Origin of the sequence: Rhodopseudomonas telluris (assembly GCF_042432815.1) — a bacterium.
Lineage (GTDB): Bacteria > Pseudomonadota > Alphaproteobacteria > Rhizobiales > Xanthobacteraceae > Rhodopseudomonas > Rhodopseudomonas telluris.
Window position 1 is genome coordinate 25,676 of record NZ_JBHLWM010000007.1, and the last position, 20,516, is coordinate 46,191.

A 20,516-nucleotide genomic window follows, 5' to 3' on the forward strand; every position below is an offset into this window, starting at 1 on the left:
AGGCTTCATCTGCTTGAGGTACAGCGGAGTCTGAAAGGACCGCTTGCAGCTGATGCAGCTTCCCAGCCCCAAACGAGACGGTGAACAGGACATGTCGCCGGCGATCCACGCCGGCTTGGTCGACTCGCTGTTCATGAACCCGGCGCCGATGATTGTCGGCGCGTTCGGGCCGGCGATTGCCGGTTCGGTGATCGGCGCTGTCACCGGCAATATCTGGACATGGCTGTTCGTTCCTCTGTTCGTGTTGATCGGTTGCGCGCGCGCTCTGCAGATGCGGCGCTACCGCCAGCGGAATGCACCCCTTTCGCCGGAAGACGCTGATTCCTGGGAAAGCCGTTATCGCGTGGGCGCGGTCACGCACGGCATCTGCCTTGGCCTTTGGTCGCTGGTGGTGCTGCTCGATACCCACGACATCGGCGCCCACATGCTCTGCATCACCACGGTGGTGGCCTACACCTCGGCGGGTGTCGGACGCACCTTCGGGCGGCCCAAGATTTTCCACCTGCAGGTGTTGCTGAGCTGCGGTCCGCTGATCCTGGCGATGCTGACTATCGGGGGAATCTATTATCTGGCGCTCGCCGTGCTCAGCATGGTGTTCTTCATTGCGATCCGCCGCGTGACCTCCAGTCTGCAGAGGCTCTATCTCGACGCCTGGATCGGACGCGAACGAGAGGCGGCGCTCGCCAATCAGTTCGACACCGCGCTGAACAACATGCCGCACGGCCTGTGCATGTTCCGCCCCGACGGTCGCCTCGCGGTGATGAACCGCCGCTTCGCCGAAATGATGAAGCTGCGGGACAGCCTCATGAACAGCGCGCCGACGGCGACCGAGATCGTGTCGGCGTGCGTCACCATCGGAGCGATTTCGGCATCGAGCGGCCGTCTGATCCTGTCGGAAATCGACAACTCGCTCGCCGGCGAGATCGTGACGGTCGGCGACGAGGCGACGCCGCGTTCGCTGTCATGGACGTTCCAGCCGATGGCCGGCGGCGGCACCGTGGTGCTGGTCGAGGACATCACCGAGCGCCGCACCGCCGAAGCCCGCATCGTCCACCTCGCGCGCTACGACGAACTCACCGCCCTTCCGAACCGGGTTCACTTCCGCGACGAGATCGAGCGGATTCTCGCGACCGAGCACGGCCAGGGCAAGACGCAGCTGTCCGCGCTGCTGTTCATCGACCTCGATCAGTTCAAGCAGATCAACGACACGCTGGGTCATCCCTGCGGCGACCGCTTGCTGTGCGCGGTCGCGGAGCGGCTGCGCGGCATGCTGCGTCCGGAGGATTTCGTCGCACGGTTCGGCGGCGACGAGTTCGTGGTATTCCAGCAGAACATCAGGTCCAACGAAGACGCCGCGGTGCTGGCGCGCCGCATCGTCGATCGGCTCAGCGACCGCTACCTGATCGACCATCACGTGGTCGAGATCGGCGCGTCGATCGGCATCGCGATGACCGCGCCTGGTACGCGGGCCGACATCCTGCTGAAGAATGCCGACATGGCGCTGTATCGCGCCAAGGCCGACGGCCGCGGAACTTACTGCTTCTTCCGCGAGGAAATGGCCCATACGGTCGAGGCGCGCCGAATCCTGGAACTCGATTTGCGCAAGGCCCTCGCCAACGAGGAATTCGAACTCTATTACCAGCCGCTGGTGAACCTGAAGACGGGGCGCATCACGACCTGCGAAGCCCTGTTGCGCTGGAATCATCCGGTGCGCGGAACGGTTTCGCCGGTCGACATCATTCCGGTCGCCGAGGAGATGGGACTGATCGTCGACCTCGGCCGCTGGATTCTACGCAAGGCCTGCATGGAGTGCATGATGTGGCCGCAGCAAGTCAGCGTCGCGGTCAACTTCTCGTCGCAGCAATTCCATCAGCGCGACGTTCTCAACGAAGTGCGCTACGCCCTCGAAGTCTCCGGCCTGCCGGCCAGCCGGCTGGAGATCGAGATCACGGAGTCGTCGCTGCTGCGGAATACCCAGTTCACGCATGATGTGCTGGAGCAACTCCACGCCGAAGGCGTCCGGATCTCGCTCGACGATTTCGGCACCGGCTATTCGAGCCTCAGCTATCTGCACAGTTTCCCGCTGCAGAAGGTCAAGATCGATCGCTCCTTCCTCGAAGGCATCGACAACGATCGGCCGCTGACTCTGCTTCGCGGCGTCGCCCGCCTCAGCGCCGATCTCGGCATGTCCGTCGTGATCGAAGGCATCGAGACCAACGAACAGCTCGAACGGATCAGCGCCGACGGCACCGTGACCGAAGGCCAGGGCTATCTGTTCAGCCGCCCCGTGCAGGCCTCCCGCATTCGCCAGTTGCTGGCAGCGTCGCATGGCCGACGGCCAAAGGACGGCGAGAAGCTGGTTTTGCCCTTCCGCTCGATCGCCTGAGCCGTGACGCAGCCTGCTGCAACTCAGGATTTCGGCGCCGGAAGATTAACCTTAATGATTCAAATGCTTTGCTTGGTGATTAGGAATTCGTTAACGTTCGCTGGTTGAATTGAACGTTCAGCATTTGAATAGTGGGGATTGTCGATGAGCGCCGCCCGGCAGGAATACGAAGAAGGGCGGGTCGCCCTCCGCCGTCGCGAACTGCTCGACAAGATCGAGTATCGGCTCGCCGAAACCGCCGCCGACCGCGAGGCGATCTACCGGCTCCGCTACCGCGCCTATCTCAAAGAGGGGGCGATCGATCCGAACAGCGTCGGCATTGTGACGGATCGATATGACGACCAGGCGAATTCCTGGATCTTCGGTATTTTCTTCGAAGGCGAGCTGACGAGTTCGCTTCGGATCACGGTGGCTTCGCCAAAGAACCACCTGTGTCCATCCATGGATGTCTTTCCCGATTTCCTGCAGCCATGGCTGGCGGACGGAAAGGTGATCGTCGATCCGACCCGCTTCGTGTCGGATCCGGACCGTACCCACCGTGTGCCGGAACTCGCTTATTTGACGCTGCGGCTGGCTTATGTGGCGTGTGAGCACTTCCGCGCCGATCTCGGGTTGGCGTCGGTGCGGGCGGAGCATCAGGCGTTCTATCGCCGGGTCTTCATGACGTCGATCTGCCCGCCGCGCGACTATCCGGGGCTGAAAAAGCCGATCAGCCTGATGGAGATCGATTTCCCTAACACGCACCACAAGGTGTTTGCGCGCTATCCGTTCTTGCGTTCGACGCCGTTCGAGCGGCACAGGCTGTTCGAACGTGCGCCCGCTCTGTCGGCGCCGCGCCGCCTGGTCGAGGTGCCGCGGACGGCTCCGTCGGCCTGAGCACCGTCGGGGGAAGCGGGTCCGGTTGCTCCAGCGCGGACTGCATTCTGCCGACGCGGCCTCCTTCCGATTCCGAATGTCATCCCCGCGCCACTCAGCGGCCGCAGATCTGCGGCCGCCTTCACCTTGGCGCCATATTTACAGCTCATTAACCATTGCGATTGCTTTTCGCCGATCGGGGCATTTGATCGGAGTCGGCAACGTCTCATCAAGGTTGACGGAACGTTCGCTTAACCATCGCCCTGTAGACCGGATGACATCCGAATATCGCGAGCGTGGAGGCTCCGGAATGACACATCAGAAGCGAATCCTCCAGGGATTGAAGCTGGCCGCGGTGCTCGCGGTGGCCCTGTCGATGGGGGCTTGCGCCAATAACAAGACCGGGCTCGGCGCCGACGGTGCGATGGCCAATGCGGCTACCCCGGGCAGCCAGCAGGATTTCGTGGTCAATGTCGGCGACCGCGTGTTCTTCGAGAGCGACCAGACCGATCTTTCGCCGCAGGCGACCGCGACGCTCGACAAGCAGGCGCAGTGGCTGCAGACCTACAATCGTTACTCGTTCACGATCGAAGGCCACGCGGACGAGCGCGGCACCCGCGAATACAACATCGCGCTGGGCGCGCGGCGTGCGCAGTCGGTCCGCAACTATCTGGCGTCCCGCGGCATCGATCCGTCGCGGATGCGCACCATCTCCTACGGCAAGGAACGCCCGGTCGCGGTCTGCAACGACATCTCGTGCTGGTCGCAGAATCGCCGCGCGGTGACCGTGCTGAACGCCGGCGCCTGAGCGCGCCTTGCAGCGATTGACGGACGGCGCCTTCGGGCGCCGTTTTCTTTTGCGAGGGTGCTTTTATACTCGTGGCGGCCGGTGCGACCTCAACACGTCGTTCCAGTCACATTTTTGGCGTAGTCCGGCGATCAATCCGGCGCTACTAATCTGGCGCGCAATCCCCAACCGTCGGGCCCCCATGTCATCCAATCTTGCCGTCTCTGCGCGCAGTCTCGCGGTGTTCGCGATGCTCGCTTTCGCCGCTCCCGCGCTGGCCCAGCAGTATGGCGGCGAGGTCGATCCGGAGATCCGGATTCAGCAGCTCGAAGAGCGGCTCCGCACGCTCACCGGTCAGAACGAGGAGCTGCAGTACCGCAACCGTAGGCTCGAAGATCAGGTGCGGCAATTGCAGAGCGGCGCTGGCGTTCAGCCGGGCGGCCCCGGCGCAGCCGCTCCCCCGGGGGCTCCCCAACAGCCGCCGGTGTACAGCCAGCAGCCGCAGTCGCCCGGCTATGGCCAGGGGCAGCAGCCGCAAGGTCAGGTTTATGGTCAGCAGCCGCAGGCGCCGATCGTGCAGGAGCAGGTGACGGCGCCGCCGGCGACCGGCCGCCGCCGCGGCGATGCATTCGATCCGAACCAGAACCCGCAGGCCCCCGGAGTGCCGCGCGCGCTCGGTGGCGGTCAGTTGCCGATCCCGGCGGAGCAGGGCGGCAATCTGCCCGGACGCGATCCCGGCGCTCCGATCGATCTCTCCAACAATGCCGGTCGCTATCCGGATGCGGGCGCGCCGCAGCAGCAGGCGCCACGCGCCGGAGTCGGGGCCGGGTTGACGACGCTGCCGCCGTCGGCCTCTCCGCGCGACGAATTCGACCTCGGCATCGGCTACATGCAGCGCCGCGACTATGCGCTCGCCGAAGAGACGATGCGCAACTTCGCGACCAAGTATCCGAACGATGCGCTCACGCCGGATGCGCAGTACTGGCTGGGCGAGAGCTTTTTCCAGCGCCAGATGTATCGCGACGCCGCCGAGTCGTTCCTTGCTGTCACCAGCAAGTACGACAAGTCCGGCAAGGCGCCCGATGCGCTGCTGCGGCTCGGTCAGTCCTTGTCGGCGCTGAAAGAGAAGGAAGCCGCCTGTGCGGCGCTCGGCGAGATCGGGCGCAAATACCCGAAGGCGTCCGCCGGCGTCCGAAGGGGCGTCGAGGCCGAACAGAAGAAGCTGAAGTGCTGAACTGACAGCTCCGGCGATGCCGGGGCCGGTCGTCAGGGATTGTGCCGCTGATGTCCGGGAACGACGAAGCGCCGCTTACGGCGCGTGAAGCCAGCCATCTGTTCGCCGACTGGAAGTCGGCGCCGGCGCTTGTGCTGGCCGTCTCCGGCGGGCCGGATTCGTTGGCGCTGATGTGGCTTGCCGCACGCTGGCGCAAAGCCCTGAAACGAGGACCGGCACTGTCGGTCGTCACTATTGATCACGGCTTGCGACCGGAGGCCGCCCGCGAGGCACGCGCCGTCAAGCAGTTCGCGCGATCGCTCGACCTGCCGCACCGGACGCTGCGTTGGACCGGCGACAAGCCGGCCTCAGGTCTGCCCGCCGCGGCGCGCGAGGCGCGCTATCGCTTGCTGGCACGGGCGGCGAGCGCAGCAGGCGCCGGCTACATCATGACCGCGCATACCCGGGACGATCAGGCCGAGACCGTACTGATGCGGCTGTCTCGCGGCAGCGGCATCGCCGGCCTCGCCGCGATGGCGCGCGAGACGGAACGCCAGGGATTGATGCTGGTCCGCCCGTTGCTGGACGTGCCCAAACAACGCCTGGTCGCGACGCTGGCACGGGCGGGCGTTGAGTTCGCTATCGACCCAAGCAACAGCGACCCACGCTTCACGCGTCCGCGGCTACGCGAATTGATGCCCTTGCTCGCCGCCGAGGGCTGCGATTCGCGAAATCTCGCGCGGTTCGCAGCCCGCGCCGCGCGGGCCGATGCGGCACTGGAACTGCTGGTGGACGGCGCCGAGCAATTCCTGGCGTTGCAGAGCGGGGGCCATTCTCTACTGGGCTATGACGCCACGGCGTTCTGCGCCCTGGCCGCGGAAATCCGGATCCGCCTGCTGCTACGCGTGCTCGGCCGGGTCGGCCGCGAGGGAATCCCGGAACTCGGCAAGGCCGAAGCGTTGGACCGCGCGATCCAGACTGCCGCGGCGGCGGTCTTCCCCGCGCGGCGGCAAATCAAGCTGAAACAGACGCTTGCCGGTGCCGTGATTTCGCTGACCGCCGATCGGCTCGTGATAACCCCAGCCCCGCCGCGCCGTGGCCGAGGTGGCGAGAGTGTTTCCAAAGCGCCTGAGACAAGCTCGATCGAAGGCCGCGCTCGCCGGGATTTGAGCCGGAAAAGCGGCAGAATGCGCTAAATAGTCCTGAATGCTTCTCTTGGCAGCGCGCCGTGTGACACCTAGATTGTGCAATGGCCGGTCCGGGAGAGCCTGACGGCGAACCTGGGCCAAAGGTCGCGATCCGCGCGACCAATAAGGAAGACCGATGAACGCCAATCTGCGGAATTTCGCCCTCTGGGTCATTATCGTTTTGCTGCTGTTGGCGCTGTTTACGCTCTTCCAGAACCCCGGCCAGCGCGCCGCCTCGCAGGACATCTCGTTCTCGCAGCTGCTCAGCGAGGTCGATCAGAATCACGTCCGCGACGTGGTGATCCAGGGCCAGGAAATTCACGGCACCTTCACCAACGGCTCGACCTTCCAGACCTACGCGCCGAACGATCCGACGCTCGTGACCCGCCTCTACAACGGCAAGGTGGCGATCACCGCCAAGCCGCCGGGCGACAACGTGCCGTGGTTCGTGTCGCTGCTCGTTTCCTGGTTGCCGTTCATCGCACTGATTGGTGTGTGGATCTTCCTGTCGCGGCAGATGCAGGGCGGCGCCGGCAAGGCGATGGGCTTCGGCAAGTCGCGCGCCAAGATGCTGACCGAGGCGCACGGCCGCGTGACGTTCGAGGACGTCGCCGGCGTCGACGAGGCCAAGCAGGACCTGCAGGAGATCGTCGAATTCCTCCGGGACCCGGGCAAGTTCCAGCGTCTCGGCGGGCGCATTCCGCGTGGCGTGCTGCTGGTCGGCCCTCCCGGCACTGGTAAGACCTTGATCGCGCGTGCGGTCGCGGGCGAAGCCAACGTGCCGTTCTTCACCATCTCGGGTTCGGACTTCGTCGAAATGTTCGTCGGCGTCGGCGCCTCCCGTGTGCGCGACATGTTCGAGCAGGCCAAGAAGAACGCGCCGTGCATCATCTTCATCGATGAAATCGACGCGGTCGGCCGGCATCGCGGCGCCGGCCTCGGCGGCGGCAATGACGAGCGTGAGCAGACTCTCAACCAGCTGCTGGTCGAGATGGACGGCTTCGAAGCCAATGAGGGCGTGATCCTGATCGCTGCCACCAACCGCCCCGACGTGCTCGATCCGGCGCTGCTGCGTCCCGGCCGCTTCGACCGCCAGGTCGTGGTGCCGAATCCGGACGTCGTCGGCCGCGAGCAGATCCTTAAGGTGCATGTCCGCAAGGTGCCGCTGGCGCCGGATATCAACCTGAAGAACATCGCGCGCGGCACCCCGGGCTTCTCCGGCGCCGACCTGATGAACCTCGTCAACGAAGCGGCCTTGATGGCGGCCCGGCGCAACAAGCGCATGGTCACCCAGACCGAATTCGAAGACGCCAAGGACAAGGTGATGATGGGCGCCGAGCGCAAGTCGCTGGTGATGACGGAGGAGGAGAAGCTCCTTACCGCCTATCACGAAGGCGGCCACGCCATCGTCGGCCTCAACGTCCCGGCCACCGACCCGATCCACAAGGCGACCATCATTCCGCGCGGCCGTGCGCTCGGCATGGTGATGCAGCTGCCCGAGCGTGACAAGCTGTCGATGTCGCTCGAGCAGATGACCTCGCGCCTCGCCATCATGATGGGCGGCCGCGTCGCCGAAGAGATGATCTTCGGCCGCCAGAAGGTCACGTCCGGCGCCTCGTCCGACATCGAGCAGGCCACGCGCCTCGCCCGGATGATGGTGACGCGCTGGGGCCTTTCGGAAGAGCTTGGCACCGTGTCGTATGGCGAGAACCAGGACGAAGTGTTCCTCGGCATGTCGGTGTCGCGCACCCAGAACGCGTCCGAGGCGACGGTCCAGAAGATCGACGCCGAGATCAAGCGGCTGGTCGAAGAGGGCTATAAGGAGGCCGAACGCATCCTCACCGAGAAGCGCGCCGACCTCGAAGCGCTTGCCAAGGGCCTGCTCGAGTTCGAGACGCTGACCGGCGACGAGATCACCGATCTGATCAACGGCAAGAAGCCGAACCGTGAGTCGGTGCTCGAGCCGTCGGGTCCGCGCACCTCGGCAGTGCCGCCCGCCGGAAAGCCGCGCCCGCGGCCCGATCCGGGCCTGGAGCCGCAGCCCCAGGCCTGAGCCTGACGCTTTCATCCGATTGCAAAAAACGCGGCGGAAACGCCGCGTTTTTTTGTGCTCGACCAAACCTGCTGATCAGCGCCCGCGAGCCGGCGCGAGTTTTGCTCTACGATCCGTTTGCAGCCTTCCTTCCGGTTTCGGGAGACCGCCATGATGCGCAATCGATTTGATCTGGACTCTGCCCGCCGCCTCAGCGCGGCGCTGCTGAAAATCTACGCGCTGTCGCGGAGCACCGACGTCGGCCGCTTTCAGCAGGCCGCGTTGCAGCGCCTGGCCGACGATCTGCCTTTCCGCGCGGCGTGGTGGGGCATGGTGCGGGCGCAGCCCGGCGGTGGCTTCGCGCTGCACAGCTCGTTTCGTTTCGCCCTGCCGGAGCACTTCGTCACGACCTGGGAAGCGGTCGCGCTGGACGACGACGTCGCGCGCGTGGTCACCGCCAGGCCGGGCGCCACCGGCCGGTTCTCCCGCGATGATCTCGGCCGTACCCGCGGTTTGGCGCTGATGTCGGAGCGGTACGATATCGGCAGCATGCTCTCGACCGTGATCGCCGATCGCCGGCTCGGCATCGCCACCTTCCTGTCGCTGTATCGGCCGGTGACGGCGCCGAGTTTCGGCGAGGCCGAGCGGGGCTTCAAGGAGTTGCTGATGCCGCACCTGACGGCGGCGTGGCACGCGAACTGGCTGCAGCATTTCGACGGGTTGCGCAGCGCCGGCGACCATCGTGGCGGCGGACTGGCGCTGGCCGATCGGCACGGCCTTCTGCACATCGCCGACGACGGCTTCGCCGAGCTGATCCGCCGCGAATGGTCGGGCTGGAACGGGCCCGCTCTGCCGCCCGCCTTGCGCGCCAGCGCCGGCGGCGAGAGCGCGTTTCAGGGACGTCGGCTTCGCGTCGCCAGTTCGCGCGAGGGTGACCTGATCGTGCTCCGCGCCCGGTCGCGAACGCCGCTCGACGTACTGTCTCCGCGGGAGGCCGAGATCGCCGCGTGCTACGCGCTGGGACAGTCCTACAAGGACATCGCCGCGCGTCTGGCGTGTTCACCCTACACGGTTCGCCATCATCTACGCGGCATCTACGACAAGCTCGGCGTCTCCAACAAGGCGGCGTTGGCCCGTATAGCCGGCGGGGCCGCGCAGCCGCCAGCGGGTGGAACATCTGATCGATAGTGCCGCAGATCCGACTGCCTAGCATTCGCAAGAGGCTGCCACGGCGGCAGCGATTTGCGGAGGCGGGGAATGGCTTTGACACTGGAAGAATACGCGGCTCAGGACGGCCTCGGGCTTGCCGCGCTGGTCCGCAGCGGTGACGTCAGCGCCGCGGAACTGGCCGAGACGGCGCAGCGCGCGATTGCGGCGCTCAACCCAACTATCAATGCGGTGATCGGCGACGTCCCGGCGGCACTGCACGCGCCGGCGCCGGACAGCGCTGGCGCTCCCTTTCACGGCGTTCCGTTCCTGATCAAGGACCTGGTGATGCACGCCGAGGGCGTCGCCTGCGACATGGGCAGCCGCTTCGTCCATGGCAGTTTCACGTCGCCGCACGACACCGAATTGATGCGACGCTTCAAGGCCGCTGGGCTGACGACGCTCGGTCGCACCAACACCCCCGAGATGGGCTTCAGTATCACCACCGAGCCTGTGCTGTACGGCCCGACCCGCAATCCCTGGGACCTGACCCGTTCGGCCGGGGGGTCCAGCGGAGGTTCAGCCGCGGCGGTTGCGGCCGGGCTCGTGCCGGTCGCGCACGCCAATGACGGCGGCGGCTCGATCCGGATTCCGGCGGCCTGTTGCGGCTTGGTCGGTCTCAAGCCGACGCGCGGCCGCACCCCGACCGGGCCGGAATTCGGCCAGCCACTGAAAGGCATGGGCATCGAGCATGTCGTCACCCGCACGGTGCGGGATTGCGCCGCGCTGCTCGACGCGGTGCAGGGCCCCGGTGTCGGCGATCCGTTCGAAGTCGCGCCGCCGGCTCGCCCCTATCTGCAGGAGGTCGGCGCCGATCCGGGCCGGCTGCGCATCGCGTTCTCGCTCAACGGCGTGATGCAGGCCGAGATCGATCCGGAAATGCGCGACGCGCTGCGACAGGTGGCCAAGCATCTCGAGCACCTCGGCCATCATGTCGAAGAAGCCTCGCCGGTTTTCGATGAAGCTCAATTCCACGCCGCCAACCTCACCTATTGGTGCGGCTTCCTCGCCGCTGGCGTCCTCGGCGTCGGCCAGCTCAATGGTCGAGCGCCATCAAACGAGCTGCTCGAAGCGACGACGCTGGCTTGCTACGAATACGGGCTCGGCCTGTCGCTGATCGACGGCGAGATGGCCGACGCGTTCGCCAATATCGTCTGCCGCAGCGTCGCGCCGTTCTTCCGGCAGTACGATGTCCTGCTGACGCCGACCACGGCCGCCGCGGCGCTCCCGCTCGGCTTCAGCAACGGCAACGACGCCAGCCTCGGCGCGAAAGGCTGGTACGACCATCTGTTCCGCCACGCGCCGTTCACCGCGCTCTACAATATGACCGGGCAGCCGGCGATCAGCCTGCCGCTATGCAGCGACAGCGCAGGGCGGCCGCTCGGCATGCAGTTCGTCAGCCGCTTCGGCGCCGAGGATCTGCTGATCCGGCTCGCGGCGCAGCTCGAACAGTCGCTGCCCTGGCAGCGGCGTCGGCCGTCCACGCACGTCGCATCGCTGTAACGAAGCCGGTCGCGTTCCGCCCCGTCGGGAGCTCCGGCTCGAATGAGCGGAGCTCCCGACGTGCATGCTTCGCCGCGAAACGTTCGTGCTCCGCCGCATAGTCCGCATGCCGGCGCCGAGACTTGACCTTGCCGTGCGCAACGCGCAGGCAGATTGCGCCATGCGGACCCTCCTATGACCACTCACATCTCGAAAGCGCCGGCCTATTGGTCGCGCGAAGCGATCTGGCCGGGGATCGTCGCGATCGGGCCGATGCTGCCGGGGACGCTTGCGTTCGGCATGGCGTTCGGCGCGATGTGCGCGCAGAAAAACTTCACGCTGGCCGAAGTCGAAGTGATGATGGCGACCGTCTATGGCGGGCTGTCGCAATTCGTGGCCGTGCAGTCGTGGCCGGAGACGCTGACGCCGTCGACGATCGCCGCATTGGCGCTGCTCACCACGACGGTGAACATCCGCTTCTTTCTGATGACGGCCTCGATGCGCCCGTGGTTCGGCACGTTGCCGGCGTGGCAGTCCTATCCGGCGATGCTGCTGGTGACCGATGGCGGCTGGCTCGCCGCGATGCGCTATCGCGAGCATGGCGGCGCCAACGCGGCGTTCTACGTCGCCGGCGGGCTGGTGCTGTACTTCGTCTGGCTGATCTCCTCCGTTCCGGGTTTCCTGCTGGCTGAACAGCTGTCCGACCCGAAGAAATACGGCGTCGATCTCGCGATGCCGGCCTTCTTTGCGGCCATGCTGGTGCCGGCCTGGAAAGGGGCGCGACGTGCGATTCCCTGGGCGGTCTCGGGCGCCGTGGCGCTGACCGTCCATTGGCTGACGCCGGGTTACTGGTTCATCATTGCCGGCGCGCTAGCGGGTGCGCTCAGTGCCGGATTGATGGACGAGCCTCCGCCGCGGACGCTGCCGGCATGAGCGAATTTCTGCGCAGCGACGTGATGATCGCTTTCGCGGTGATGACCGCGGTCACGGTGGCGTCTCGGCTCGGCGGCTTCTGGTTGATGGGCTACGTCAACGTCACGCCGCGGGTGCGGCGGATGCTCGACGCCTTGCCGGGATCGATCATCGTCGCCGCCGCGCTCCCGGTCGCCGTCAACGGCGGCCCGATCGTGATCTTCGCGCTGGTCGCGGCGATGACCGTCAGCATTATTCGTCGAAACGACTTCCTCGCGGTCGCGACCGGTATGTTGGTAGCTGCGTTAGCGCGGGCGCTTGGCATCGCCGGCTAGCCCCGCTGGAGAGCTATTCACTTCATTGCTGTAAGGGCTTGCCATCGTCTCTGAATAGGTGTTCACTTTTTTCTAGTGATTTGGACGAAGCGCGCTGATCGGCGAGCTCGCCCATGCTCCAAAGTCTTGATGAGCTGAGATTTTCTGGTCCCACCCCTCGGGATCGGAATGCTCGATTCCGGAACGAGAGCGCATGGTTTACCGGCGAACCCACCAGGTCGTGAAGCGGTTGGCTGCACGACGTAGCGCGATCATCGCGGCAGCGAGGGAGACCGCAGCAGAAGGCGGCATGGCGGCGGTGCAGATCGCGCCGGTGGCCAACCGCGCCAAGGTCGCGGCCGGAACAGTGTACCGCTACTTCCCGTCGAAGGCCGATCTGATATCCGAACTGATCGCCGAGGTTTCGCGCGACGAACTCGCTGCGATCCGACGCGCCGCGGATGCGGCGCCCGGCCCGTCATCGGCACTCGCCGCCGCGGTCACGACTGTCGCGGTCCATGTGCTGTCGCATCGCAAACTCGCATGGGGCATTCTGGCCGAGCCGGTCGACGTCGACGTCACCGCGTCGCGACTTGCCAGCCGCCGCGAGATCGCCGGCGAAATCGAGCTGCGGATCGCCGCCGCCGTTCGTGCCGGGCATCTGCCGGCGCAGGATACGGCCTTGGCCGCGACCGCGCTGCTCGGTGCCGTGCACGAGTCGCTGGTCGGTCCGCTGGCACCGGACAATCTCGACGATCCGGCCAAACTACGTGATGCAGTGCAAACCGTGACCTTGCTGGCGCTGCGCGCCGTCGGCGTGATGGACGCCCGCGCCCGCGGGCTGGTGGTGCAGGCCGTCGTGCCGTCCCGGACGCTGGTCGGCGCTTAGTCGGTTCCGGAAACCGAATCCGTTTGCCGAATGGAAGTGCTCTAAGTAGGGATGTGTGGGTCCGCCGATCCTCGCACCGGCGGTTAGCTGGCGCGGTGCTACGTCCGCTCCGGTCGATGTCGGCAGGCCGCAGGAGTTCCACATGACCATTCTGATGCCGGAGCCGGACCAGGCGGTGCTGGCGCGCCGCGACGAAATCATCGCAGCGCTGCGCAAGATCGTGCCGGGCGAGGGCACGATTTCCAGTGACGCCGAGATGCGGCCCTACGAGTCCGACGGGCTGATGGCATATCGCCAGCCGCCGATGGTGGTCGTGCTTCCAAGCACGACGCAGCAGGTGTCCGAGGTTCTGCGTTATTGTCACAAGAACGGCATCAAGGTGGTGCCGCGCGGCTCCGGCACGTCCTTGTCCGGTGGCGCGCTGCCGCTCGCCGATGGCGTGCTGCTCGGGCTCGGCAAGTTCAAGCGTATCCGCGAGATCGATTTCGATAACCGCGCCGTGGTGGTCGAGCCGGGCGTCACCAATCTGGCGATCAGCCAGGCGGTCGACCATGCCGGCTTCTACTACGCGCCCGATCCGTCGTCGCAGATCGCCTGCTCGATCGGCGGCAACATCGCGGAGAATTCGGGCGGCGTGCACTGCCTGAAATACGGCATGACCACCAACAATGTGCTCGGCTGCGAGATCGTGCTGATGAACGGCGAGATCCTGCGGATCGGCGGCAAATGCGCCGAGAATGCCGGCTACGATCTGATGGGTGTGATCACCGGTTCGGAAGGCCTGCTCGGCGTCGTCACCGAAGTCACCGTGCGGATCCTACGCAAGCCGGAGACCGCGCGGGCGCTGATGATAGGCTTCACCAATGTCGAGGCCGCCGGTCAATGTGTCGCCGACGTGATCAGCGCCGGCATCATCCCGGGTGGCATGGAGATGATGGATCGGCCCGCGATCCACGCCGCCGAAGCCTTCGTCCACGCCGGCTATCCGCTCGACGTCGAAGCGCTGCTGATCATCGAGCTCGACGGGCCGCAGGTCGAGGTCGACGAACTGATCACGCGCGTCGAGACCATTGCGCTGGGGTGTGGTTCGACCACCTGCCAGATCTCGACCAGCGAGCAGGAGCGCCTGCTGTTCTGGAGCGGCCGCAAGGCGGCGTTCCCGGCGGTGGGGCGGATTTCGCCGGACTATCTGTGCATGGACGGCACTATCCCGCGCAAACAGCTGCCCTTGGTGCTGCGGCGGATGACCGAGATGTCGGAGAAATATGGCCTGCGCGTCGCCAACGTCTTCCATGCCGGCGACGGCAACCTCCACCCTCTTATTTTGTACGATGCCAATCAGCCCGGCGAGCAGGATCGCGCCGAAGCCTTCGGTGCGGATATCCTGCGGCTGTGCGTCGAAGTCGGCGGCGTGCTCACCGGCGAGCACGGCGTCGGCATCGAGAAGCGCGACCTGATGCCGGAGATGTTTTCCGATATCGATCTCAATCAGCAGCAGCGCCTGAAATGCGCGTTCGACGCCGACGGCCTGCTCAATCCCGGCAAGGTGTTCCCGACGCTGCACCGCTGCGCCGAACTCGGCCGCATGCACGTGCACGGCGGCAAGCTGCCGTTCCCGGACCTTCCGCGGTTCTGAAATTGATAGTTTGATCGGCGATGTACGAAGTACAGCCTCTCATCGTCATTGCGAGCGAAGCGAAGCAATCCAGCGCCACGCGCGCGGCGTGGATTGCTTCGTCGCTATCGCTCCTCGCAATGACGGTCGAGGATTTGCCTCCGATTTTGAAGGACGAAAGCCGCCCGTGGACACGCTGAAAGCACGCGATGCGCAGGACGTCGAAGACGTGGTGCGCGCCGCTATCGCCAATGAGCAGCCGCTCGAGATCGTCGGCCACGGCACCAAGCGGCGCGTCGGTCAGCCGATGGCGACCAATGCGGTGCTGGATCTGTCGGCGCTCAACGCCGTCGTCGCCTACGAGCCGAACGAGCTGATCATCACCGTGCAGGCCGGCGCGCCGGTGGCCGACGTGCTGTCGCTGATCGACTCCAAGGCCCAGCAATTCGCCTTCGAGCCGATGAACACCGCGTTGCTGCTCGGCACCGTCGAGACCGAGGGCACCGTCGGCGGCATGATCGCGGCCGGACTCGCCGGGCCGCGCCGGATCAAATCCGGCGGTGCGCGCGATCATCTGCTCGGCGCCAATGCGGTGTCGGGCTTCGGCGAGAGTTTCAAGGCCGGCGGCAAGGTGGTGAAGAACGTCACCGGCTACGACCTCTGCAAGCTGCTCGCCGGCTCCTGGGGCACGCTGGCCGTGACCACCGAGGTGACGCTGAAGGTGACGCCGCGGCCGGAATGCGAGCGCACGCTGCTGCTGCGCGGCCTCGACGACATCGCGGCCAACAAGGCGATGACCGCAGCCATGGGGTCGCCTTACGACGTCAGCGGCGCAGCGCATCTGCCGGGCTCGGCGCTGCGCACCACCGGGGGCACGCTCGGCGACATCGCGCAACCTGACCAGGCGCTGACGCTGCTGCGGCTCGAAGGCATCACGTCGTCGGCCAGCCACCGCGCGGAGTCGCTGCGGCAGATGCTGGCGGGTTACGGTCCCGCCGAACTGATCACCGACGAGACCTCGGCCGCGTTGTGGTGCGCGGTGCGGGACGTCGAGCCGTTCGCGGCGGCCGGGCCGCGGGCGCTGTGGCCGGTGTGGCGCATCGTCTGCCCGCCGGCGTCCGGCGGTGCGTTCGGCCAGGCGCTGCAGCGGGAGAGTGGCGGCGAGGTGATCTACGATTGGGGTGGCGGGCTGATCTGGGCGGCGCTGCCGCCGGCCACGGATGCGCACGCCAAGGCGCTGCGCCAGCGCGTCGACAAGATCGGCGGTCACGCCACGCTGATCCGCGCCAGCGAGGAGGTGCGCGCCAGCGTCGACGTGTTCCCGCCGCAGCCCGGCGGCCTCGCGGCGCTCGGGCAGCGGGTCAAGCACAGCTTCGATCCAAGGAACGTTCTCAATCGCGGCCGGTTGTCGCGTGGACCCGCAGCATGAAAACCGATTTCTCTCTCACCCAGCTCGCCGATCCGGATATCGCCGAGGCTGACAAGATCCTGCGTGCCTGCGTGCATTGCGGGTTTTGTACCGCGACCTGCCCGACCTATGTGCTGCTCGGCGACGAACTCGATAGTCCCCGCGGTCGCATCTATCTGATCAAGGAGATGCTGGAGAGCGACAAGCCGCCGACCGCGGACGTCGTCAAGCATATCGATCGCTGCCTGTCCTGCCTGTCCTGCATGACGACGTGTCCGTCCGGCGTGAACTACATGCATCTGGTCGATCAGGCGCGGGTGCGGATCGAGCGTGACTACCAGCGTCCGTTCTGGGATCGGGTTGTCCGCGAGGCGTTGTCCTGGATGATGCCGCACCCTGGGATGTTCCGGCTCGGCATGTGGGCGGCGCGACTCGTGCAGCCGTTCGCCGCGCTGCTGCCGAGCTCGCATGACCTCGCCCGGCCGACGCTGCTCGGCCGGATCAAGGCTATGCTGGCGCTGGCCCCGAAGCAGTTGCCGGAGCGGGGGCCCGAGTCCGGCACGACGTTCCCTGCGATCGGCCCGAAGCGCGGCAGGGTGGCATTGCTGCACGGCTGCGCGCAGCAGGTGCTGGCGCCGCGGATCAATCGGGCCGCCATCAATCTGTTGACCCGACACGGCATCGAGGTGGTGCTTGCAGCGGACGAAGCATGCTGTGGGGCGCTGATCCATCATCTCGGCCGCGACACCCGAACGCTCGAATACGCACGCACCAACATCAAGGCGTGGTTGCGCGAGATTGATCGTGGTGGTCTCGATGCGATTCTGGTGACGACGTCCGGCTGCGGGACCGTCATCAAGGATTATGGCTTCATGCTACGGGAAGATCCCGAGTTCGCCGCATCCGCCGCACGCGTGTCCGGCCTCGCCAAGGACATCAGCGAATACATCAGCGGGCTCGAACTGATTCCGCAACAGGCGCATGACAATCTGGTCGTCGCGTATCACTCCGCATGTTCGTTGCAGCACGGGCAGAAAATCACGCGGCTGCCCAAAGAATTGCTTTCCAAGACTGGATTCGTGGTGAAAGATATCCCCGAGAGTCATTTGTGTTGTGGTTCGGCGGGCACATACAACATTCTCCAGCCTGACATCGCGACCAGATTGCGTGACCGCAAGGTCGCCAACATCGCTTCCGTCAAGCCGGATGTGATCGCCGCGGGCAATATCGGCTGCATGGTGCAGATCGCCAGCGGAACGGATGTTCCCGTCATGCACACAATTGAACTGCTCGATTGGGCGACAGGCGGTCCCCGACCTGAGAAAAGCTGACCGTGCTGCAGGCCTGCTGGCGGATGGCGTGATTGCCGAACTGGGGCGATCCGCACAACAGGAGGACGACGATGGCGAAAGGCAAGAAGTCCAAAAAGGACAAGGCGGATAAGAAGGACAAGAAAGCCCGAAAGTCCGACAAGGCCAAGCTCCTGCTAGGCGCCAAGAAGGCCAAGAAGGACGCGAAGAAGTCCGGCAAGAAAGCAGACAAGAAAGCAGACAAGAAAGCCGCCAAGCCGGCCAAGAAGTCTGCTGGCAAGTCGTCCGCAACATCCTCCGCCAAGAAGGGCGCCACCAAGAAGGCCGCCTCGAAACAGCTCCCCGCGAAAAAACTCGCAGGCAAGAAGTCGGCCGGCTCTGCCGCCAAGGCCGGCGCCAGGAAGTCAGTCGGCGCAAAGGCGCCCGCCAAGAAGGCCGTGACCAAGAAGGCCTCGGCCGGCAAGGCTCCGAAGGCCAAGGCGCCGGTCAGGCCGTCACCGAGCAAGGCTCCGCCCAAGGCGGCGAAAGCTGCCTCGCCGATCGCCAAAGCTCCGGCCAAGAAAGCTCCCAAGGCGTCCGCGCCCAAGGGGCCGGCTGCGTCCAAGGCTCCGGCCGTGGCACCCAAGGCACCTGTCCGGAAAAAGGCTCCCCCAAAAGCGAAGCCCTCCACACCGCCCGCCGCGGCGCCGCAGGAACCGCCGAGCGAACTCCTCGAGGCGATCGACGCCGCTGCCCCGGCCGAGGCGCCGGCGGTGACGAAGGTTGCCAAACCGCGCAAGCCGCGGGCGAAAAAGCCGGCTTCCTCGATCCCCGAGCCTGAGTCTCAAGACGCTGAGCCCGCGCCCGCTGAAGCTGAGTCGAAGCCCGTCGAGGACGCGGCCTTGCCGGCCGAACCAGCCGATGCCGAGGAGCCGACCGTCGAGGCCGAAGAGGGAGCTGACGACGAACCTGCTGAACCGTTCTCGTCGGCCGCGGAAGCCGAACACGAGGACAACGTACCGGTCGAATCTTCCCCAGCCGCTGCGGAGGGTGAGGATATCGAGACCGAGGCCGAGCACCCCCACGAAGAGCACCCGCGAACCCCCGACTGAGTCCGGCGCGCCCTCATAGCCAAATGCATTCGAAAAAGACCGCGGGCAATCCCCGCGGTCTTTTGCTGTCCAGTCCCGTGGCGCGACGGAAGGGGCGCTCAATCGGAGAACATTTCCCTCCGGCGATTCGGCCTGCAGCTGCAGGTGCCAGCGAGCAACGCAGAGACTATTCGTCGAAAGTGTTGCCCCGGCGAGTAAACGTCTAAGTTTCAGATCGGAACGGCTCTCAAATTAGTTGTTAAATTGCCACACCGTCCAACTACTCGCGCTGAGGTGGACGAAATTGCTCAAAAAATCGGCAGCTGCATGTGTTTTTTGCTTCACGGTTCCGTGCGGCCGCCGCAGATTGTGCGGGAGTTACTGAGCAGGTCGATATCGTGTCTTTTCTTGGACTCTGGTCGGGCTGGCTTTAAAGCGATGGGGATCATCATGAAGAAAGCAATTCTGTCGGCCGCGGCCATCCTTGCTGTGGGTGTCTCGTCGGCGTCGGCCGCCGATCTGGCTGCGAAGGTTTACACCAAGGCTCCGCCGGTCGTCGCGTTCGACCCCTGGGATGTCGCCTTCGGCGCCGCCATCATGAGCGACTATGTGTTCCGCGGCATCACCCAGTCGAACCACAAGCCGTCGGTGACCGCTTATTTCGAGCCGCGCTACAACGTCACCAAGGACCTGCAGCTCTACGTCGGTAGCTCCTTCGAGAGCATCTCTTTCCCGAACCGCGCCGCCGCCGAAGTTGACATCTACGGCGGTATCCGCCCGACCTTCGGCGCCTTCGCGTTCGACTTCGGCGTCTGGGGCTACCTGTATCCGGGCGGCACCTGCCAGTATGGCAACGGCGCCGTGACCGATTCCGCCGGCAATTTGCTGAGCGCCGAGTGTCAGGCCAACGGGCTGCTCAACGGTAACGTGCTCAAGAAGGACGTCAGCTTCTACGAAGGTTACGCCAAGGTGGCCTACACCGTGAACGACATGTTCACGATCGGAGCTAATGAATATTACACCCCGAGCTACCTGAACAGCGGCGCCTGGGGCAACTACGCGTCGGTCACCGGCAAGTTCACCGCGCCGAGCACCGGCTTTGGTCCGAGCGGCGTCGGCATGTATGTGTCGGGTGAGTTCGGCCGTCAGTGGCTCGGCACCTCCGACTCGTTCTACGGCACCGCTGCCGCCAGCCCGACCGGCGGCGGACCGTTCCCGAACGGCATTAAGTACAAGGACTACAACACCTGGAACATCGGCGTCGGCTTCACCTACAAGGTGTTTACTCTCGACCTGCGCTACTCCGACACAGATCTGTCGAAGGCTGATTGCAACGCTTTCACCAGCGACTTCACCGCGACTGCAAGCAACAGCTTCTCGCCGATCAATCCGACTGGCGTCGGCTCCAAGTGGTGCGGTGCGACCTTCATCGCCAAGCTCTCGGCTGACGTGACGCTGCAGAGCAATCTGAAGTAAGCCTTTCCCAAATCTGGGGCGCAAGGGCGGCAGAGCGATCTGCCGCCCTTTTCGTTTGTGCCGCGCCTGCGGTGGCCGAAGGTTGCCGGACAGGCCTGCACCACGGACGATCACGTCGTGGTCGAGTTGAGAGATGAGCCTGCGCGCCTCAACGGGTCATCGCCGGGCTCGAACGGCGCTACAGTCCAGGGCCTCCGTTGACCGGCCCGGGCGCCGCAACACGCGCTCTGCGCTCCTGGGCCACCCGCTTTCGCGGGTGATGACCAATAACGTAACGGCGCGGCCGCGCGATCCCCATCGTGGAATCGCTCGGCACGTTTTCGATGGTCTGGCCGCGCGCTAGCTGGCCGCAAATATCGCAATCGCTGGCCGGG

Annotated in this window: 16 protein-coding genes; all 16 read left to right on the top strand. The window is 65.5% G+C overall.

Going from position 1 to position 20,516, the window contains the following annotated elements; translation table 11 throughout:
- Positions 1-52 precede the first annotated feature (52 nt).
- The 16 genes from ACFFJ6_RS17425 to ACFFJ6_RS17500 all read left to right on the top strand — a co-directional run bounded on the left by ACFFJ6_RS17425 (position 53) and on the right by ACFFJ6_RS17500 (position 20,142).
- Positions 53-2,386 (top strand): putative bifunctional diguanylate cyclase/phosphodiesterase, encoded by a 2,334-nt coding sequence (locus tag ACFFJ6_RS17425; protein ID WP_378390086.1) that lies wholly within the window; start codon positions 53-55, stop codon positions 2,384-2,386.
- Positions 2,387-2,530: 144 nt separating this feature from the next.
- On the top strand, positions 2,531-3,262 hold the full coding sequence (locus tag ACFFJ6_RS17430; RefSeq protein ID WP_378390088.1) for an N-acyl amino acid synthase FeeM domain-containing protein: 732 nt from the start codon (positions 2,531-2,533) through the stop codon (positions 3,260-3,262).
- Positions 3,263-3,551: 289 nt separating this feature from the next.
- Positions 3,552-4,049 carry a peptidoglycan-associated lipoprotein Pal gene (gene pal / locus ACFFJ6_RS17435; protein WP_378390090.1) on the top strand — a complete coding sequence of 166 codons (498 nt, stop codon included), beginning with the start codon at positions 3,552-3,554 and terminating at the stop codon, positions 4,047-4,049.
- A 181-nt stretch (positions 4,050-4,230) separates the two neighbouring features.
- Positions 4,231-5,262 carry a tol-pal system protein YbgF gene (gene ybgF / locus ACFFJ6_RS17440; RefSeq protein ID WP_378390092.1) on the top strand — a complete coding sequence of 344 codons (1,032 nt, stop codon included), beginning with the start codon at positions 4,231-4,233 and terminating at the stop codon, positions 5,260-5,262.
- Between the two features lie 50 nt (positions 5,263-5,312).
- Positions 5,313-6,437 carry a tRNA lysidine(34) synthetase TilS gene (tilS, locus tag ACFFJ6_RS17445; RefSeq protein ID WP_378390094.1) on the top strand — a complete coding sequence of 375 codons (1,125 nt, stop codon included), beginning with the start codon at positions 5,313-5,315 and terminating at the stop codon, positions 6,435-6,437.
- Between the two features lie 127 nt (positions 6,438-6,564).
- Entirely contained in the window at positions 6,565-8,481 is a 1,917-nt protein-coding gene (gene ftsH / locus ACFFJ6_RS17450; protein ID WP_378390096.1) for an ATP-dependent zinc metalloprotease FtsH, read from the top strand.
- A gap of 153 nt (positions 8,482-8,634) precedes the next feature.
- Positions 8,635-9,648, top strand: a complete 1,014-nt coding sequence (locus ACFFJ6_RS17455) for a helix-turn-helix transcriptional regulator (protein ID WP_378390098.1) — start codon at positions 8,635-8,637, stop codon at positions 9,646-9,648.
- Between the two features lie 69 nt (positions 9,649-9,717).
- Complete coding sequence (locus tag ACFFJ6_RS17460) at positions 9,718-11,169, top strand: amidase (RefSeq protein ID WP_378390100.1); 1,452 nt, start codon at positions 9,718-9,720, stop codon at positions 11,167-11,169.
- A gap of 174 nt (positions 11,170-11,343) precedes the next feature.
- On the top strand, positions 11,344-12,081 hold the full coding sequence (locus ACFFJ6_RS17465; protein ID WP_378390102.1) for an AzlC family ABC transporter permease: 738 nt from the start codon (positions 11,344-11,346) through the stop codon (positions 12,079-12,081).
- A complete protein-coding gene (locus ACFFJ6_RS17470; protein WP_378390104.1) occupies positions 12,078-12,395 on the top strand; it encodes a branched-chain amino acid transport AzlD family protein in 318 nt (105 codons plus the stop codon). Before ACFFJ6_RS17465 ends, ACFFJ6_RS17470 begins: the two co-directional genes overlap by 4 nt.
- 193 nt (positions 12,396-12,588) lie before the next feature.
- Positions 12,589-13,263 (top strand): TetR/AcrR family transcriptional regulator, encoded by a 675-nt coding sequence (locus ACFFJ6_RS17475; RefSeq protein WP_378390106.1) that lies wholly within the window; start codon positions 12,589-12,591, stop codon positions 13,261-13,263.
- A gap of 142 nt (positions 13,264-13,405) precedes the next feature.
- Positions 13,406-14,899, top strand: coding sequence for an FAD-linked oxidase C-terminal domain-containing protein (locus ACFFJ6_RS17480; protein WP_378390108.1), 1,494 nt, complete (start codon positions 13,406-13,408; stop codon positions 14,897-14,899).
- Between the two features lie 166 nt (positions 14,900-15,065).
- The gene (locus ACFFJ6_RS17485) at positions 15,066-16,307 is read left to right on the top strand and encodes an FAD-binding protein (RefSeq protein WP_378390110.1); all 1,242 of its coding nucleotides are present in this window, start codon (positions 15,066-15,068) and stop codon (positions 16,305-16,307) included.
- On the top strand, positions 16,304-17,617 hold the full coding sequence (glcF, locus tag ACFFJ6_RS17490) for a glycolate oxidase subunit GlcF (RefSeq protein WP_378390112.1): 1,314 nt from the start codon (positions 16,304-16,306) through the stop codon (positions 17,615-17,617). Before ACFFJ6_RS17485 ends, glcF begins: the two co-directional genes overlap by 4 nt.
- Before the next feature lie 71 nt (positions 17,618-17,688).
- The gene (locus ACFFJ6_RS17495; protein ID WP_378390114.1) at positions 17,689-18,687 is read left to right on the top strand and encodes a hypothetical protein; all 999 of its coding nucleotides are present in this window, start codon (positions 17,689-17,691) and stop codon (positions 18,685-18,687) included.
- 429 nt (positions 18,688-19,116) lie between these two features.
- Positions 19,117-20,142, top strand: coding sequence for a TorF family putative porin (locus ACFFJ6_RS17500; protein ID WP_378390116.1), 1,026 nt, complete (start codon positions 19,117-19,119; stop codon positions 20,140-20,142).
- Positions 20,143-20,516 lie beyond the last annotated feature (374 nt).

Coding starts and splice junctions, on each gene's coding strand:
- ybgF (WP_378390092.1), top strand. CDS start 4,231: ATGTCATCCAATCTTGCCGTCTCTGCGCGCAGTCTCGCGGTGTTCGCG.
- pal (WP_378390090.1), top strand. CDS start 3,552: ATGACACATCAGAAGCGAATCCTCCAGGGATTGAAGCTGGCCGCGGTG.
- ACFFJ6_RS17430 (WP_378390088.1), top strand. CDS start 2,531: ATGAGCGCCGCCCGGCAGGAATACGAAGAAGGGCGGGTCGCCCTCCGC.
- ACFFJ6_RS17465 (WP_378390102.1), top strand. CDS start 11,344: ATGACCACTCACATCTCGAAAGCGCCGGCCTATTGGTCGCGCGAAGCG.
- ftsH (WP_378390096.1), top strand. CDS start 6,565: ATGAACGCCAATCTGCGGAATTTCGCCCTCTGGGTCATTATCGTTTTG.
- ACFFJ6_RS17455 (WP_378390098.1), top strand. CDS start 8,635: ATGCGCAATCGATTTGATCTGGACTCTGCCCGCCGCCTCAGCGCGGCG.
- ACFFJ6_RS17475 (WP_378390106.1), top strand. CDS start 12,589: ATGGTTTACCGGCGAACCCACCAGGTCGTGAAGCGGTTGGCTGCACGA.
- ACFFJ6_RS17495 (WP_378390114.1), top strand. CDS start 17,689: ATGGCGAAAGGCAAGAAGTCCAAAAAGGACAAGGCGGATAAGAAGGAC.
- ACFFJ6_RS17425 (WP_378390086.1), top strand. CDS start 53: ATGCAGCTTCCCAGCCCCAAACGAGACGGTGAACAGGACATGTCGCCG.
- glcF (WP_378390112.1), top strand. CDS start 16,304: ATGAAAACCGATTTCTCTCTCACCCAGCTCGCCGATCCGGATATCGCC.
- ACFFJ6_RS17460 (WP_378390100.1), top strand. CDS start 9,718: ATGGCTTTGACACTGGAAGAATACGCGGCTCAGGACGGCCTCGGGCTT.
- ACFFJ6_RS17470 (WP_378390104.1), top strand. CDS start 12,078: ATGAGCGAATTTCTGCGCAGCGACGTGATGATCGCTTTCGCGGTGATG.
- ACFFJ6_RS17480 (WP_378390108.1), top strand. CDS start 13,406: ATGACCATTCTGATGCCGGAGCCGGACCAGGCGGTGCTGGCGCGCCGC.
- ACFFJ6_RS17500 (WP_378390116.1), top strand. CDS start 19,117: ATGAAGAAAGCAATTCTGTCGGCCGCGGCCATCCTTGCTGTGGGTGTC.
- tilS (WP_378390094.1), top strand. CDS start 5,313: ATGTCCGGGAACGACGAAGCGCCGCTTACGGCGCGTGAAGCCAGCCAT.